Raw genomic sequence first — 14,936 nt, 5'->3', positions numbered from 1 at the left:
GCGTCCATCACGATGGTCGAGCGGTCGTACCGTCCCACTGGCGGTCACAGCGCCGCGAGATGCCCGGAACCTGGGCGCGCCGCGTGCGGTGGCCTGCCGTAGGGCGGCAGCGTATCCGCCTCTCCGCGCGCGACGCCGAGCACGGCCGCGGCGACGATCAGAGCGTGCCTCACCTGCCGTTTCCAACCGAGTGACGCTGATCGTCGCCCTCGACACGCAACAGGCGCGTGGTCGCGGACCGCGCGGGGAGCTGGACGAATGCCAGCAGCCATTCGCCAGGATCAGATCCGCCGAGGCCGTGACGCTCGCGCCCAAGATGCAAGAGGTGCGCAGGTAAGCGTCGCTGGCGACTCCGTTGTCGGCGTAGACCGCGGGCGGCGCTGATGATCGGTTGAGACGCAGAGCGGGCCGATCGCGTCAGCATGGACGTTCTGCCCGGCGCGAATAATCTCGGATGATGCATGATAGCGTCTGCACGGTAAGGAGAAACGCAGTCGCTTCGTTCCCGTAGCCGGCTTCACGGCGATACTCCTCCCTCACGGCAATGCAGTGCCGCCGCGCGGGCTGCGTCCTCACGCCGGCGCACCTCATCCCGAGCCGCGCCCTCCTGCCCGACGGCCGCAACGAACCACATCTCGACCTGAACGCGGAGACGCATTAGCGCTTCGCCCGCCACAGCCGGCGCGAGACTCGCCGGAGAGCGTCAGCATAAAGACTGCCTGCCTCCCGATCCAGTGTAAGTGGTGTTCGCTCGCCTACAGTTGGCGCATGCTATGACCCGCACGGCCGAATGGCCCGCACCAGCGGCTTGCACCGGGGTGATCCATGCCGAAGCGTGCGGCGGAGTCAGCACGGGGCGTGCCTCCACGGCTCTGATGATGCTGGCACGCCTGTCGACGGAGGAGGCTGAGCGCAGGGGGCGACGCTTGCGCCACCAAATCGCACCCCAGTTGGCAAGCCCTTCGAGCAGCCTCGTTCGCCGAGAAGAGTACAACCACATCGGCTGGTGCGACGCCGATGCGGTAGCCCGCGCGTCAGGCGACGATAAGCACCGCGACGGGATTCCACCCCACCACGTTCCATGTTAGATGCGGCCACCAATATTGAACCGTGATGCTGCCAAGGCCGGCTGAGGTGAAAAGATGCGCGCTGAAAGTTTGAACAAAATTTCTCGGATAATCAACGCGAAGCGCTATTTTGGAAATAAGGATGCTTAAAAGGCATACATTTTTGAATGTCGATGTCGGATTCAAACTCGCTGCGGATCCAAATTTTCAGTCCAACGTGGCTGAGTAGGAAAGCGAAAGCGTACAACTGGATCCGTTAGCGAGTAAGGCCACCTTAACTCGATAAACGAAGGGTCCTTAGCCGAACTGCGCAACGCTTCGGGTGCTCGTGTACTGACTGTGAGGGACGCTGATGAGCAATAAGGTACTCGGGTATGACTACAACGACGGCGGAATCAGCAACCAGAAACTTGCGCTACTGGGCCTTGTCTCTACGGCTGTCGGGCAGAACTCCGACGACGAACGCACAATATATCTTCCGAATATTAACAGTTACGATCAGCATAAGAAGACCACATTCCAGGAGCCGTTCACAAGCGTGTTTTGGGAAGATCAGTTTTGCTCCTTTGTGGAGCGCTGGAAGCTCAAGATAGCAGCTCGCCCAAATGTTGAGCACGAGAACTATCATGATCGGCATGACCGGTGTGGCTGGAATTATTTTGGTTGCGGGTGCATACATAAAGGCAATTTGCTGGCGCGACCGTTAGAAGCATACAATGATGTTGCATCCGATCTATTTCGATCCCTGATACCTCGCGTAACTTCGAGCTTTGTATTTTACAGTTTATGCAATGAGATTTTTGTAAAAAGAGGAATTCGCACAGTTGCACAGCTGCGCATTGAGGAGGACTGGTTTCACTACTGTAATGCCAATCTAAGGCCCAGTCTCGGAGATACAGAGGATTATTACATTACAGCGGATAAAATTATCAGCAAAATCAAGAAATCTGGTCTTACGCAAGGTGAAGACGTGTTTGTGGTTTGCGACGAAAAATATATTTTTGCCCCAAAGAGTGTAATCAAAGAGGAGATAATTGCTCAGACTGGTATTAATACTATTTGGAAATCGGACATTATACCACACTCTGTGTTCGAGAAGCTGCCTGCTCTCACAACATCTCTGATTGACTTCGAGCTGGCGGTAAGAGCGCAAAATTTCGTTGGATTGAGCAGATCAACTTTCTCGAACCAAGTGAGCTTCGAGCGATTTGCCAGGATGACATGTTGTGGAGGAGGAGATTATGTTTACGACAAACCTGGTGAGTTGCTCGGGAAAAGGACCGACTTCGGAACTCAGATAACGCCTGACGACGCCTGCAAGCCAAGGGACAGTGTGCCTTAGGGCGTGTCTGCACACTCGGACTGGATAAAGGAAACATGGAGCTTTCTCCCGTGTGGCGCACAACACACCCTGCCGAAGAGCCGCCGATTGCGTCCCGAAGTCGGCGAGAAGCTGGCTCCTGACGACAGATCGGCAGTTTGCAGATACGCCCTAGGCAGATAACCGCGCTACGCGACTGTCATATATGGGATTGCCCCTACGGGTAGCTCCCGCGCGACGAAACCGCTTGGACAGCACTTGGAGGCTGAGGGGCAGCGCAAGTCCTGCGTTATCATAGCAGTCTATACAGCCGAAGCAGCCGAAGTTGCTGACAGAACATAATATCTCCGAAATTGCGCCTGAAATTGACCCCATATTGGATGTATCCAGAAGCCAGACCGGAGCAGCGAACATTATGTCGTACGATATGGCAGCAACATCACTAGCTGATCAGGCTGCAGCTATTGCGGAGAGCGGTCTCTTCGACGCGCAATATTACCTGTCGCAAGTTGATATTGATCTGCGCGACGAGAAAGATCTAATCGCGCATTATATTCAGTATGGCTGGGAGGCGAATCTCAATCCGAGCAGACGCTTCAGCACGGCGGCCTATCTAGAAGCACATGAAGACGTGCGCGACGCGCGTGTGAACCCACTGGTTCACTATGTCACTTTCGGCAGCTCAGAAGGCCGAAAGATTGCCCCACCTCACAATCGAGAAGTAAGCAAGATATATGTGCCATTACCGCGGGCACCGAGCGACGCAGAGTGGGCTGATCTTGAGTATGGATTTGCAGAAAAGGTTTCAAATTATCTATCGAGTGACATTACGGATGTAATTATCCCGATTTACAAAGGGGTAGAGGAAACGCTTCGCTGCCTCTACAGCGTTTTATCAGCCAAATCAGAATCGCCTTTCTGTGTTGTCGCGGTGGATGATCATACGCCAGAGCCTGCCATTCGTGAACGGCTCCAATGGCTCGCAAGCCGCAACATGATCCATCTCAAGCGCACAGTTCGTAATTGCGGCTTTGTCCAAGCCTGCAATTTGGGAATTTTGGAGCACCCGGATCGGGACGTCGTTCTATTGAACTCAGATACCGAGGTGTATGATTACTGGTTAGATAGGATGCGAAGGGCTGCCTATCGGCATCCAATGACCGCGACGGTCACCCCCTTCTCGAATAACGCCGAGATCTGCAGCTACCCGCATTTCATTAGAAATAACTGGAGAGGCCTTGAAGTTTCCGATGCGGAACTCGACTCTCTGATGGCGGTCGTGAACGCAAATGGTGAGGTGGAAATCCCAACCGGTGTCGGTTTTTGTATGTACATTCGGCGGGATTGTCTTGATGTGGTGGGTTTGCTTGATTACGTGAATTTTGGTGCCGGCTATGGGGAGGAAAACGATCTGTGCCGGCGCGCCATTGCTGTCGGCATGCGGAATGTGTTGGCTGCCGACGTGTTTGTTCGGCATTACGGTGGCACTTCGTTCGGAGCCAGTAAACGCAGTCGCGTTGAGCATGCAATTGCAACCGTTGAGCGGCTGCATCCGGGCTACCTTGCGGAAGTGTTTCGATTCATAGCTGCTGATCCGGCGTATCAGTGGCGCCGCAATGTGGATCTTGCGCGCTTCAGACGTCGGTTTGCCCGTAATTCCCGCGGCACCGTAATGTTCGTGCTGCACAATCGGGGAGGAGGAACTGAACGCCACGTGCAGGATATGACCTGCCAGTTACATGAGTCGGGCGTTTCGGTGATCTTTGCGCAGCCGAGCCCCAGCAACGATTGGAAGATCCAGCTGAGCATACCACCATTGAGCGAGGTTCCAAATCTCGGTACTTTTGATCTTGCGAACCATCCGTCCGAGTTCGCGGACGCGCTTGCTCTCTTGGATGTGGGCCTCATTCATGTTCACCATCTTGCCGGATTTAAGGAGAAATTTACTGACTACTTGAGATTGGCAGCGGATTTAGCCGGAGTTCAGTACGATGTCACGTTGCATGACTATATGGCGTACTGCCCTCGCATTACTCTGGTGGATGAAAACGGTTTTTACTGTGGCGAACCGGATCCGACCTCCTGTCAGGCGTGCATTTCGAGCCGTGGGTCAGATTTCGGGATGCCGGTTGTTTGGGAGTGGCGTGATCGCTTCGAACGCTTTCTCGCGAGCGCTCGGAAAATCTATGTCCCTTCTGGTGACGCAGCCAGCCGCATAGTACGTCACTTCCCGAAAATATCAGTTGCGGTCCGTCCACATACGGTTCCTGCTAACTTTTCACAATTCCTGCCGGAGCTTAATCGGGTCGAAACCAAAGTGGGTGGGTCATCAACCTGCCACATTGCGTTGCTTGGGGCCTTAGGCCCGCACAAGGGTTCTAGTTTGCTGCTCGAATGCGCCTTAAGGGCGCGGGAGTTGGGGCTACCTATCCGATTCAGTGTAGTTGGATATACTGATAGGGACGAGGAACTGCTTTCTTATGAAAATGTTAGCATACTTGGTCGGTATAACGACAATGACCTTTTGTCTATCATTGCTGATTTGAGAGCTGATGCAATTTGGTTCCCTGCCACTTGGCCCGAGACGTTTTCCTACACCCTGACCGCAGCTCTCTCGTCCGGTGTTATACCAGTTGCATTTGACTTCGGCGCAATCGGTGAGCGGCTCCGCAGAGCGGAGTGTGGATGGTTGATTCCAGTCGAGTATATGCGTGATGTAGATAAGATTCTGCAGGAGCTCGTGTCTGCGTGCATGAGTGATCATCCTCGCACTCAGGTTGTCGAACATGTTTCGTATCCGGATATAATCTCAGATTACTATGAATTGGCGTCGCTTGAGCCGAAACCGAATCGGAGCTAAAGGCGTAAAGAAGCTCGCTCCAACCTTAACTGCGGGGTGTTCCGCTTAAGGCCGGTAACACCCCTACGGCCTGTCGTCACTTCGCCAGCGGACATCAATCGGTCTTAAAACCTGTACGGTTGCCTATACTCGGAGCCGGTTTTGAGAATTGGCGCGGGTGGCAATCGCCTGGGCACCGGATGAGTCTTGCACGTCGGCGGGCGTCAGCTGCACCATCTCCGGTGAAGCACCATGACGCATCGGCAGGCCGGCGGGCTCCGGCCTCGCGCATTCGAGGGCAACCCCAAGCGTCGCTCGGCCGGACATTTTGGCGGAACAAAGCCAAATTCGCTCGGAACTGGCTGAGCCCCCGCGGCGTGCCATCGGGCGCAAGGCATGGCGCTCGGCGGAGCCGGATCTCCGGCGTGGCAGTCCGGACACAGTGCCGCAAAGCGGGCTACGAACCCAGCACCGTCTCCCCGAACACGTCCTCGAAGCGGGCGCGCAGCACCGCGTCGACCTCTGCCATGCTCACCGGCCGGCCGAGATCGACGAGGCTCGTCACCCCGTGCCCGCGCACGCCGCAGGGCACGATGCCGTCGAAATGCGTCAGGTCCGGCTCGACGTTCAGGCTGATGCCGTGGAAGGTCACCCAGCGCCGCACCCGGATGCCGATCGCCGCGATCTTGTCCTCGACCCCCTCCCCTTTCTCGGGCCGGCGCACCCAGACCCCGACCCGGTCCTCCCGCCGCTCCCCCCGGACCGTGAAGGCGTCGAGGGTGGCGATCAGCCAGGTTTCGAGGGCGGCCACATAGCGCCGCAGGTCGGGCCGGCGCCGGTTGAGGTCCAGCATCACATAGGCCACGCGCTGGCCGGGGCCGTGATAGGTGAACTGCCCGCCCCGCCCCGTGCGATGGACGGGGAAGCGCTCCGGCGCCACCAGATCCGCCTCCCGCGCCGAGGTGCCGGCCGTGTAGAGCGGCGGGTGCTCCACGAGCCAGACCCGCTCGCGCGCCTCGCCCCGGGCGATGGCGGCGACCTGCGCCTCCATGGCGGCCTCGGCCGTGCGGTAGTCGGTCGGGCCCTCCGTCACGACCCACTCGACAGGAGGCGCGCCGGGGCGCGGCAGCAGGGTGTTCGGGGCGACGGCGAGGCGGTCGTTTACCAAGGCTTCACCATGGTGGCGAAAAGCTCGGCGAAGGGCCGGGCGAGGCGGCGTGGGGAGAGGCGGGGCACGTGGCGGTTCTCGAAGACCTCAAGGTGGATCTCACGGTCGTCCTCGGCCGGACCCGGATGCCGATCCACATGCTGCTGCGCATGGGCCGCGGCGCCGTGATCGAACTCGATGCGACCGACACAGATATGGTCGAAATTCTGGCCAACGACCACCCGATCGCCCGCGGGCAGATCGTGGTGACGGGCAACCGCATCTCCGTGGAGGTGACCGAACTGATCCGGAAGGCCGAGGTGGTGCGCGAGCCGGGCGTGCGCGTGGGCGACGGGGCGGCCGCTTCCTTGAGCGCCGCGCCCGACCTGCCCTGAGACGGCGCCCGCGAGATTTTCCGCGCTTGGCGCTTGTGACCCCGGAATCGATCTGCTATTGGCTGCGCCGCGCTTCGACGGGTTTCACCCCCGCTCCGCCGGCTCCGCCGACGAGGAAGCACTCCGCGGCCGTGGCGGAATTGGTAGACGCGCTAGCTTGAGGTGCTAGTTGGGCAACCAGTGGAGGTTCGAGTCCTCTCGGCCGCACCATCCTGATCCCATTGAGGATTTTCGGATGAGGGCACAGGTGAAGGCGAACACGCCAACCGCCAGTTTGCAGCCTGGTTTGCAAATTCTGATCACCCTCGGTTCTCTCAGCACGCATTCCGGCGGTGCTGATCGAGCTTGATGATCGCGCTCTCAGCGAGCGTTCTGGTCCTCGCCAGATAGGTCTCAAGGATGCGATTCACGGAGGCCACCGTGTGGCCCGTGATGGTCGCGATCTCCTGCGGCGTCGATCCCACCTCGGACAGCATGGTCACCGCCGTTCCGCGCAGATCGTGGAAGTGCAGGTCGTCCTTGATCTCCGACGCCTCGAACGCACGCCCCCACGCCCACGTGAAGGCGTCCTTCGTCCAACTCTCCCCGTCCGGCTTCGTCAGGATCGTCACGGCGCGACGAGGTGCGGCGTCGAGCTCGGCACGCAAGGCCCGCGTTGCCGGAATCCAGACCTTGCGACCGGACTTCCCCTGCCGAAGGCTCACGGCGGTGCCGTCGTAGCCGGACCACGGCAACTGCAAGAGGTCGCCCTGGCGCTGGCCGGTGTGGAGCGCCAATAGGAGCGCGAGGCGCAATTCGGGTGACGCGGCCTTGTTGAAGGCGGCCACGTGCTCGGGCAGCCAAATTTTCTCGGCACGGTCGGCCTTATAGGCGCGCTCGAAAGTGGCGACCGGGTTGTTCGTGATGAGGCCGCGATCCACACCCCAGGACAGCACGCGAGCCAGTGCCGACAGCTTGGCATCCGCTGCACGTGGGTGCGTGGCAGCCATCTTATCATGCCAGCGCAGATAGAGAGGCCGGGTGCGCTGGCTCTGCGCGTGTTCCAGAGGCGTCGCACCCCATTTGTCTTCAACTGCCTTTAGGTTCAGGCGGCCGATCTCCTGCGTCGATGCTGCAAGCTTCTTCCACTGTGGGGAGTCGCAGTATTGGCGAATTAGCCAAGCAACCGTGCCCGCTCCATGCGTTTGCGTCATCGACTTGGCGGCTGCCTGGAACGAAGCAAGGAATTCGGGCGTCCCCGGCTCTCCGACAAGGCGGATGCCTGTGGGGCGATGGTAATAATAGGTCGCGATCTCACCAGTCGCGAGTTTCTTGCGGACCTCGTTGATACCCTTGAGCTTAATCCGCATGCTGCGCCGCCCATTCTTCCCAAGATAACGACGTAACTTCAGTGAGTCCCGAATGCCGATCAAGCGCACGATCGATTGCCTTGCGATCCCACCTCTTGGTGCCGGGAATTGGACCGGGGACGATCCTCTTTCGCACCCAATCATCGAAAGCCTGAAGCGATTCGCACCCGCAGTATTCCGCGGCCTGCTCGCGGGTGAGGCCGCGCGGGACGAGGCCGAGCGGAAGCGTGGTCATCGCCCCTCCCCTCTGTCACGCCTGAGGTTCGCCAGCGCGAGCCCGATCAGGCCGAGGCCGCAGCCCAGCCCGTGCACGGCCCGCCAGCCGTAGCGCGTGAAGGCGAACAGGACGGCGAGCGCGATCAGGCCGAGCAGGATGGCGTCGAAGGTGCTCACGACCGGCCCTCCCCCCTTTGCGCCACACGGCGAGCGGCACATCGTCGCTGACCCGTGCGTGCCCGCGGTCCATCAGTGCGACCCTTCCACGGCGGTGAGCAGGGTGAGGAGGGCGCGGCGCCGCTCAGGCGACATGGCCTCGTAGGCGCGCAGCAGATCCACGGCGCCGGCCATCGTCAGCAGGCCGAAGATCTCGCCATCGCCCGCCTGACTCTCCTCGGTTCCGAACAGGGCGGCGACCGGTACGTCGAGCACGCGCGCCGACTCGCGCAGCCGGCTCGCGCCGACGCGGTTCACGCCCTTCTCGTACTTCTGGACCTGCTGGAAGGTGACGCCGATCGCGGCGCCGAGGGCGGTCTGGCTCAGGCCCTTGGCCTTGCGCAGGGTGGTAATCCGGGCGCCCACGGCGCGATCGACGTCGGTCGTGATCTTCGGCATCGGCGGGGTCCTTGGTCGGGGTGCAGCGGGCGCAGCGGGGCTGGGGAAGGTCGGCGGCGCAGGCGGCGCGGGCGCGCACCTCGACGAGGTCGTTGCCTTTGAGGCTGGTGGAGCTGCCGTTCGGGACCCGAGCGGGGAAGCGCTCGTCGGGCGGGCAGTCCGCGTCGATGCGGACGGAGAGGCGCGGCGTCACAGCGCGGCTCCGAGGATCCAGCGCGTGGACCCCGCCGCGCCCAGCGCGAGCGCGAGGAACATCCCGCAGGCCAGGAGCGCGTGGAACGCCTCCTGGCTGGTGGGGGCGTACCGGGCCGTGGTGCGAAAGCAGCGGAGCCCGATCAGGGTGAACAGGATGGCGGCGCCGTAGCCGATCGCGCCGACGAGGACGGTCCCGATCATCGCCGCAACCAGCCCTCGTTCCGGCCGGTCCAGGCGGCCAGCTCGACCTTCGCGTGGCCGGCGATCCGGGCAGTGGGGTCCGCAACGTAGCCGGGCACGTACTCGCCGATGCTCTCGGGGGCGAGGATCGCCAGCTGGGTCCGATACCGTGGACCTGCCGGACCATCAGGCGGCCCTCGCGGATGTCCCGCTTGAGCGACGGGCAGTGCTCGACGGAGGCCAGTGCGCATTCCCGATGCAGCAGCGGTTCGACCTGCATCACGCAGGGGCCATCCGCACCCACCCGGGCCTGGGCGTGCGACAGGGACACCTTGGTCCGGTTGCGCAGCGGCCGGGCGCAGAGGTCGCACAGGTCGCGGGCGATCGCCTCGCGCTGGCGCTGGCTGTGCGGCGTACCGAAGCGCGGCTTGCCCCGCCCGGGGGCGACCTCCTGACAGATCGCCAAGCCCCCGGCCTGGGGGCAGTGATCGACGCGGAACACCTCCTCGGCGCTCCACGACGCGGTGGAGGGGACCGGCACCCCGCCGGAGTGGAGGGGCATCAGGCGGCTCCCGCCAGTTCGGTCTGGATGCGGTGGGCCGTGCCCTCGATCGCCGCGAGCCGCTGTTCGAGCGCCTCGACCTTGCCGGCCATCGCCTCGGCGGCGGGCCGCAGCTGATCGAGCTCCGCGCGCAGCGCCTTGGCCTCGCCGAGGAACTGCGTCATCTCGGCGGACACACCGGGCCCGAACATCTCCGCGCGGATCGCGGTGACCCAGGCGCACGGCACCCCGAGGTCCGTGGCGACCCGGCCGTCCGTCCAGCCCATCGCGTAGCCGGCGACCTCGTCCACGTAGACGTCGTTCAATTTCGCAAAGATCAGGCGGCGATCGTCGCGGCCCATCTCCCGGGGCGGCTCACCGCGTGCTGCCGGCTGGGCCGGCAGGGTCTCCTCCGTCTTGGGATCGACCACCCGCAGCTGCGGCTTGCCGGCCGGCTCGGCCTTGCCGCGGCACGTCGGGCAGCGGTCGCTGTGGCCATCGTGGGCCCGGCCCACACGCCAGCCCAGCTGCTCGAATTTCCGCGGGACGAGATCGGAGGCCCGCTCAGGCCCGAAGTTCTGACGGCTCAGCGAGCCAACATGGCCGCATTCGCCGCAGGTCAGCTGATAGCGAAAGACAGTCTTCCCGTCCTCACGGACCGGACTCTCCTTGAACGATCTCCGATTAGACATCGTATCCCCCAGATTAGTACAGTCCGCCCGCGTCGCGGATTTGCGCGCGTTTGCAGTCGCGGGACCGCACGAGGACGGCGGTGATGCGCGGGGTGCGGGCGTCCTCGACCGTGGCGAGCGTGATGCCCACGGCCTCGCCAGGGCCTCCAGCACGTCGTCCGGCATGGCTGGCGGGGCCTCGGCGAGGACGGCGAGCAGGCGACAGGTCAGGCAGTGGCAGGGCTCATCCATGGCGGCCCTCCCCCAGCAGACCGAGGCGGTGGAGCTTGGCGATCACCGCGCAGCGCGAGACCCGGCACAGGCCCTCCTGGGCCAGGATCTTCGTGATCTGCGGGGAGGTCCGGCCCCCCTTCCACAGTTCGACCAGCCGGGTGACCGCGGGCTCCGGCCAGAAGAACCGCCGGGCCCTCGGCTTGCGGTAGTCGGGGAGGCTCGGATCGAGGATCCGGGCGAGCCTCCGCGCGCTCTCGGGAGCCAGCTGCCACCCCCGCCCCCAGGCGGTCTCGATGTGGATGCCGGCCGCGCGCCGGGCGAGCTTCCGCCGCAGCTTGCTGATCATCACGTCGAGGACGCCTTCGGACGGCTCGTCCTCGGCCAGCTGGTAGACGGCGGTCATCAGCGCGTCGCGGCTCATCAGGGTGCCGCGCCGCAGGGCGAGCAGCAGGCGCTCCTCGGTGGCGGTGAGCCCCCACGCGCGGGGCGTGGTCAGGGAGCCGGTCAGGGCCCGCCGCAGCTCGGCGAGCTCGGCCTCCTTCTCGGCCAGGGCGCGGCGCAGCGCGCGCAGCTCGGTGGCGTGCTCGGCCTGCATCATGCCGCGGCCCTCCCGCGCTCGCGGAGCGGCCTGGGCTTCCCGGCCGCGCGGGCCGCGGCCTCGATCGGCTGCGCCCAGGCGCGGACGGCGCCGGAGGTGAGGCCGTCCAGCACTGCGAGGGCGTCGGGGCAGCGCGCGAGGTCGAACAGGCCGACGTGGCACTCCTCGCGCGGGAGGCCGAGGTGGTGCGCGAGGTAGGCGTAGAGCCGCTGCCGGGCCAGGACTTGGATCCGGCGGCGGGCGCGCCTCGGGCACCCGACGTAGGCGCGGATGCACCAGGCATCCATCCAGAGCGGGTCGAGCACCTGATGCACCGCCTTGCGGGCGGCGCGCACCTCGGCGGTGGCGGGGGTGCCGAGGTGCTGGTGGGTGCCCCCGTGGCAGCCGACGTGCCCCTGGCAGGTGTCGCACCGCCAGAACGGGGTGCGGGTGAGATTGACGCGGTGGGGGTAGATTTCCGCCCCGGTCGTGAGGCGCGCGGGCGCCCCGCAGCAGAGAGGCGCGCGCATCAGAACGGAAGCTCCTCGGGCTCGGCGCCGTTGGCCTTGGCGATCGCGTCCATGAGGTAGCGGCGGGTCTCGCGCGTCTGCTCGATGCCCATGGGCAAGCGATCGAGGTCATCACCCAGCGCGGCCCGGAAGCCGGCCGCCCAGCACAGCAGGTCGGCCATGCCGGACGACAGCCCCTCGGCCTGATCGAGCGGGATGCGGATCGTTGCCATCGGCTCTGGTGCTGGCGGTGCCGCCGGCTCCTCGCGCCGCGGGACGCAGGGCTGGGCGGTGTTCGGCTCCGGGTCCGGCGGGGCCACCGCGCGGACCTTGCTGATCCCGTACGGGACGGACCGGACCTCGGGGTGGGTCAGCGCGCCGACCAAACCGATCAGCTCATCCCAGCAGAGGCCATGGGCGCGCTGGACGCTCTCGCCGCTGCCGACGGCGAGGTAGAAGTGCCTGTCGCTATCGGCGGTGATGGTGATGGGAAGGGCCCGCATCGCTCAGCCCTCCCCGTCGGTCGCCGGGGCGCTGTCGTAGCCCGCGTACCAGCGGGACAGGCGCTCGGGATCGCCCGCGATCGACTGGTTCAGGCAGCGCCGGCGGTGGCCGCGCCGCTTGGCCAGCGCCCCCGCCTGGAAGTCGGGGTGCTCGGGGTCGCCCAGGAACTTCTCCTCACCATCCTCCTCGTCGGTCTCTTCGTCCGCGCCGGGCTCCCGCTCGGCCACAGGGGTGACAGGCGTGTCACCCGGGAAGTCGTCATCATCCGAGCCGGGATCGGCGTCCGCGTCGTGGCGCTCGACGGGCGGCGGATCGAAGGCCTCCACGACCTCGGCCGCGGGGCGCGGTGGGGACGCCTTCGGGCCGGCCGCCAGCGCGTCGAGCTTCGCCCCCAGCCCGCGGGGCGTCACGTCCCGCGCCATCTCCGGGCCGCGGGCCGGGATCGCCTCGATCTCGTCCTCGGCGTAGACGCCGAGCAGCACGTCGGGGAAATGGCGCCGGCAGAGCGCCCGGCCGCAGTAGTAGGACAGCTGCTGGTCGGGGTCGGTCTTCCAGAGGGGGCTATTCTTCGGGGTGATCTTCGCCAGCGACGGCGAGACGTACTCCACGATCTCGTCCGGCTCGTCCGCGAGCCGCGCCCAGGCGCGGCAGACGCGGCTATCGCCCTCGCCCGTGTACTCGAACCGGATGCGGCCCTTGATTGGCGCGCGCTTCAGGATCACCGCCTGGACCAGCTGGGACTCGTAGGCGATCTGGTCGTTCACGAAGTACGACTTGTTCGCCACCGCGTAGGGGCTCAGCCCCCACTCGACCGCCTGCGTGACGATCGCGAGGCATGCGCCGGGATTCCCGCGCAGGTGCTTGCGGACGCCCGCGTTGCTGACGGCCATCAGCTTGGCGAAATTCATCAGCTGCTCGGCATTCGCGAAGGCGATGCCGCCGCGCTCCGCGGAGACGGCGAGCGCGGTGGTGCCCGCTAGATCGATACGCTCGGCGACCTTGCGCTCGGCGTCGGACAGGGTGAGGGCTCCAGCGGTCATGCGGCTGCCTTTCGCGGAGTGCGGATGGTGATCTGCGGGAAGGAGGTCGCCGCGACGCTGTAGGCGGCGCGGGCTATCGTCTTGCGAACGACCGTCCGACCGTCGCCGAGGGTCGCCTGGGTGTGGCCGGCAAGCTTCTCGACCAGCTCGGCATCGAGGGCCTTCTTCAGCTTCTCGGCCTCGCGGATCGCGGCGGCCGCCGCGGCACGCTCATCGACCAGGGCGGGGGCTCGGTTATCGGCGCTGAGATCGAGCACCGGCAGGCCATCATCCGGCGGGTAGAGGGCGGCCAGCGCATTGCCGTCGCGGCTGTAGTCGGCCGGCGGCGGCACACCGTCCGCGATGCCCTGCCAGAAGGCGCGCACCTCCTCGACAAGGCGGTCCCAGATCCCGGCGTGCAGCGGGATCTCGACCACGTGCAGATCGAGGCCGTGCCCGACCACCAGGAGCGCCACCGCCGCCCAGGCGGCTTTGGTCAGCTTCGCCTCTACGATCGCCTGGACGGCGATCCAGAGTGGCAGCTCGATCTCACCGCCCTCGGTCCGCCACTTGTGCCGGAAGACGACATCGCTCGTTGTCTTCACCTGAATCACGCCCCGCCCCGGCCGCTCGGGATCGACCGCGTAGGCGTCCGGCGTGCAGCCGATCCGCAGCTCGGGGGCGCGCAGGTAGACGTTGTTGGCCGGGGTGACGCGCCAGTGCGGCCGATCCTCCGCGAGGATCTGCAGCGCGTCATCCTCGAGGAGCCGGCCCCGGCGCATAGCCGGGGTCTCGGTCGGATCCTCGGACAGGTGCCCGGCCTTGAGCGCATGGAGCTCGAAGCGGGTCGTGTACTCGTGGACGCCGAGGATGGCGCCCGCGACCGAGGCGGTGATGTCCTGGGCCCGCAGGGCGAGCCAGCCGGTCCGATTCTTGGCCGGGTTGATCCGGTGGCGCTCGATCTTCACCGGCCGCCCCCGCAGCGCTGGCCCGCGGCGCGCTTGCCCCGCGCGTCGCCGAGCGGGGACAGCTCTACGAATCCCCCCGCGCCCGACCGCAGGAACGCGCTGAGGACCCGGCGGACGGGGGTCCGCCGCGGGCGGGAGGCCGCGCGGGGCCGCTCCTGGGCCCAGAGGCGGAGGCTGTCCGAGACCGCCATCACGGCGGCCAGGATCAGGACGGGGGCCGCGGCGAGCTGGTCCGCGGTCAGCATCCCTGCGCCTCCGGAGCAAGGCCCTGGGCGGCGGCGGCCGCGAAGGCGCGCAGGCTGGCGATCCGCTCCAGCGCCGGGGCGATCTCGCCCCCGCGCAGCAGATCGGCGATCTCATCGAGATCGAGCGCCGTCGCGTCATGGCGCGAGTGGGAGCGGATGAGGGCGAGGCGCAGGGCGTGCGCCTCGCCCTTGACCTCGGGCCGGGGCAGCCCGAGCAGCGGGATGATCCCGGCATCGATGCCGGGATCCGTGACGGAGCCCAGGGCGGAACCCATGGCGGAATGGATGACGGGATCCGCGCCGGGACCAGCCACGACGCAAGCAACGGTCAGCATCGGAAAAAG

18 protein-coding genes and 1 tRNA gene are annotated in these 14,936 nt (G+C 64.9%); 4 read left to right on the top strand and 15 right to left on the bottom strand.

What is annotated here, in order from left to right; translation table 11 throughout:
- Nucleotides 1-44: 44 nt before the first annotated feature.
- Nucleotides 45-173 carry a hypothetical protein gene (locus tag MNOD_RS50120; RefSeq protein ID WP_280113433.1) on the bottom strand — a complete coding sequence of 43 codons (129 nt, stop codon included), beginning with the start codon at nt 171-173 and terminating at the stop codon, nt 45-47.
- Between the two features lie 1,246 nt (nt 174-1,419).
- Here MNOD_RS50120 and MNOD_RS47245 point away from each other — a divergent pair.
- A complete protein-coding gene (locus tag MNOD_RS47245; protein WP_015932683.1) occupies nt 1,420-2,409 on the top strand; it encodes an O-fucosyltransferase family protein in 990 nt (329 codons plus the stop codon).
- A gap of 304 nt (nt 2,410-2,713) precedes the next feature.
- The gene (locus MNOD_RS44230; RefSeq protein WP_157091592.1) at nt 2,714-5,248 is read left to right on the top strand and encodes a glycosyltransferase; all 2,535 of its coding nucleotides are present in this window, start codon (nt 2,714-2,716) and stop codon (nt 5,246-5,248) included.
- A gap of 436 nt (nt 5,249-5,684) precedes the next feature.
- Here the strand turns inward: MNOD_RS44230 and lipB are convergent, their stop codons facing one another.
- Entirely contained in the window at nt 5,685-6,395 is a 711-nt protein-coding gene (lipB, locus tag MNOD_RS29765) for a lipoyl(octanoyl) transferase LipB (RefSeq protein ID WP_015932681.1), read from the bottom strand.
- Nucleotides 6,396-6,463: 68 nt separating this feature from the next.
- Between lipB and MNOD_RS29760 the strand changes: the two genes are divergently transcribed.
- Both MNOD_RS29760 and MNOD_RS29755 read left to right on the top strand, forming a co-directional pair.
- Entirely contained in the window at nt 6,464-6,769 is a 306-nt protein-coding gene (locus MNOD_RS29760; protein ID WP_015932680.1) for a FliM/FliN family flagellar motor switch protein, read from the top strand.
- A 125-nt stretch (nt 6,770-6,894) separates the two neighbouring features.
- Nucleotides 6,895-6,979 (top strand) — tRNA-Leu (locus MNOD_RS29755).
- Between the two features lie 104 nt (nt 6,980-7,083).
- Here the strand turns inward: MNOD_RS29755 and MNOD_RS29750 are convergent.
- The 13 genes from MNOD_RS29750 to MNOD_RS29700 form a co-directional block, all read right to left on the bottom strand.
- Nucleotides 7,084-8,118, bottom strand: a complete 1,035-nt coding sequence (locus tag MNOD_RS29750) for a tyrosine-type recombinase/integrase (protein ID WP_015932679.1) — start codon at nt 8,116-8,118, stop codon at nt 7,084-7,086.
- The gene (locus MNOD_RS44225; RefSeq protein WP_015932678.1) at nt 8,108-8,353 is read right to left on the bottom strand and encodes a hypothetical protein; all 246 of its coding nucleotides are present in this window, start codon (nt 8,351-8,353) and stop codon (nt 8,108-8,110) included. Before MNOD_RS44225 ends, MNOD_RS29750 begins: the two co-directional genes overlap by 11 nt.
- A complete protein-coding gene (locus tag MNOD_RS48360) occupies nt 8,350-8,511 on the bottom strand; it encodes a hypothetical protein (protein ID WP_015932677.1) in 162 nt (53 codons plus the stop codon). The genes MNOD_RS44225 and MNOD_RS48360 overlap by 4 nt, the downstream gene beginning before the upstream one ends.
- A 72-nt stretch (nt 8,512-8,583) precedes the next feature.
- Entirely contained in the window at nt 8,584-8,949 is a 366-nt protein-coding gene (locus tag MNOD_RS29745; RefSeq protein ID WP_015932676.1) for a helix-turn-helix domain-containing protein, read from the bottom strand.
- Nucleotides 8,950-9,138: 189 nt separating this feature from the next.
- On the bottom strand, nt 9,139-9,345 hold the full coding sequence (locus MNOD_RS29740) for a hypothetical protein (protein ID WP_015932675.1): 207 nt from the start codon (nt 9,343-9,345) through the stop codon (nt 9,139-9,141).
- A gap of 540 nt (nt 9,346-9,885) precedes the next feature.
- The gene (locus MNOD_RS41850) at nt 9,886-10,557 is read right to left on the bottom strand and encodes a hypothetical protein (RefSeq protein WP_050783427.1); all 672 of its coding nucleotides are present in this window, start codon (nt 10,555-10,557) and stop codon (nt 9,886-9,888) included.
- Nucleotides 10,558-10,780: 223 nt separating this feature from the next.
- The gene (locus MNOD_RS41845) at nt 10,781-11,368 is read right to left on the bottom strand and encodes a winged helix-turn-helix domain-containing protein (protein WP_015932673.1); all 588 of its coding nucleotides are present in this window, start codon (nt 11,366-11,368) and stop codon (nt 10,781-10,783) included.
- On the bottom strand, nt 11,365-11,877 hold the full coding sequence (locus MNOD_RS29725) for a zinc-finger-containing protein (protein ID WP_015932672.1): 513 nt from the start codon (nt 11,875-11,877) through the stop codon (nt 11,365-11,367). The genes MNOD_RS41845 and MNOD_RS29725 overlap by 4 nt, the downstream gene beginning before the upstream one ends.
- Nucleotides 11,877-12,359 (bottom strand): hypothetical protein, encoded by a 483-nt coding sequence (locus MNOD_RS29720; RefSeq protein ID WP_015932671.1) that lies wholly within the window; start codon nt 12,357-12,359, stop codon nt 11,877-11,879. Before MNOD_RS29720 ends, MNOD_RS29725 begins: the two co-directional genes overlap by 1 nt.
- A 3-nt stretch (nt 12,360-12,362) precedes the next feature.
- Nucleotides 12,363-13,400 (bottom strand): recombinase RecT, encoded by a 1,038-nt coding sequence (locus tag MNOD_RS41840; RefSeq protein WP_015932670.1) that lies wholly within the window; start codon nt 13,398-13,400, stop codon nt 12,363-12,365.
- The gene (locus tag MNOD_RS29710; protein ID WP_015932669.1) at nt 13,397-14,347 is read right to left on the bottom strand and encodes a YqaJ viral recombinase family nuclease; all 951 of its coding nucleotides are present in this window, start codon (nt 14,345-14,347) and stop codon (nt 13,397-13,399) included. Before MNOD_RS29710 ends, MNOD_RS41840 begins: the two co-directional genes overlap by 4 nt.
- Nucleotides 14,344-14,592, bottom strand: a complete 249-nt coding sequence (locus tag MNOD_RS29705) for a hypothetical protein (protein ID WP_015932668.1) — start codon at nt 14,590-14,592, stop codon at nt 14,344-14,346. Before MNOD_RS29705 ends, MNOD_RS29710 begins: the two co-directional genes overlap by 4 nt.
- A complete protein-coding gene (locus tag MNOD_RS29700; RefSeq protein WP_015932667.1) occupies nt 14,586-14,927 on the bottom strand; it encodes a hypothetical protein in 342 nt (113 codons plus the stop codon). The genes MNOD_RS29705 and MNOD_RS29700 overlap by 7 nt, the downstream gene beginning before the upstream one ends.
- Nucleotides 14,928-14,936 lie beyond the last annotated feature (9 nt).

Origin of the sequence: Methylobacterium nodulans ORS 2060 (assembly GCF_000022085.1) — a bacterium.
Taxonomy (GTDB): domain Bacteria; phylum Pseudomonadota; class Alphaproteobacteria; order Rhizobiales; family Beijerinckiaceae; genus Methylobacterium; species Methylobacterium nodulans.
This window is presented reverse-complemented; position numbering and strand designations above follow the sequence as displayed.

Bases quoted from the DNA above. Each gene is read 5' to 3' on its own strand.
- MNOD_RS29750 (WP_015932679.1), bottom strand. From the start codon at position 8,118: ATGCGGATTAAGCTCAAGGGTATCAACGAGGTCCGCAAGAAACTCGCG.
- MNOD_RS29725 (WP_015932672.1), bottom strand. From the start codon at position 11,877: ATGCGCGCGCCTCTCTGCTGCGGGGCGCCCGCGCGCCTCACGACCGGG.
- MNOD_RS29700 (WP_015932667.1), bottom strand. From the start codon at position 14,927: ATGCTGACCGTTGCTTGCGTCGTGGCTGGTCCCGGCGCGGATCCCGTC.
- MNOD_RS44225 (WP_015932678.1), bottom strand. From the start codon at position 8,353: ATGACCACGCTTCCGCTCGGCCTCGTCCCGCGCGGCCTCACCCGCGAG.
- MNOD_RS41845 (WP_015932673.1), bottom strand. From the start codon at position 11,368: ATGATGCAGGCCGAGCACGCCACCGAGCTGCGCGCGCTGCGCCGCGCC.
- MNOD_RS29740 (WP_015932675.1), bottom strand. From the start codon at position 9,345: ATGATCGGGACCGTCCTCGTCGGCGCGATCGGCTACGGCGCCGCCATC.
- MNOD_RS41850 (WP_050783427.1), bottom strand. From the start codon at position 10,557: ATGTCTAATCGGAGATCGTTCAAGGAGAGTCCGGTCCGTGAGGACGGG.
- MNOD_RS29745 (WP_015932676.1), bottom strand. From the start codon at position 8,949: ATGCCGAAGATCACGACCGACGTCGATCGCGCCGTGGGCGCCCGGATT.
- MNOD_RS29705 (WP_015932668.1), bottom strand. From the start codon at position 14,592: ATGCTGACCGCGGACCAGCTCGCCGCGGCCCCCGTCCTGATCCTGGCC.
- MNOD_RS41840 (WP_015932670.1), bottom strand. From the start codon at position 13,400: ATGACCGCTGGAGCCCTCACCCTGTCCGACGCCGAGCGCAAGGTCGCC.
- MNOD_RS47245 (WP_015932683.1), top strand. From the start codon at position 1,420: ATGAGCAATAAGGTACTCGGGTATGACTACAACGACGGCGGAATCAGC.
- MNOD_RS29720 (WP_015932671.1), bottom strand. From the start codon at position 12,359: ATGCGGGCCCTTCCCATCACCATCACCGCCGATAGCGACAGGCACTTC.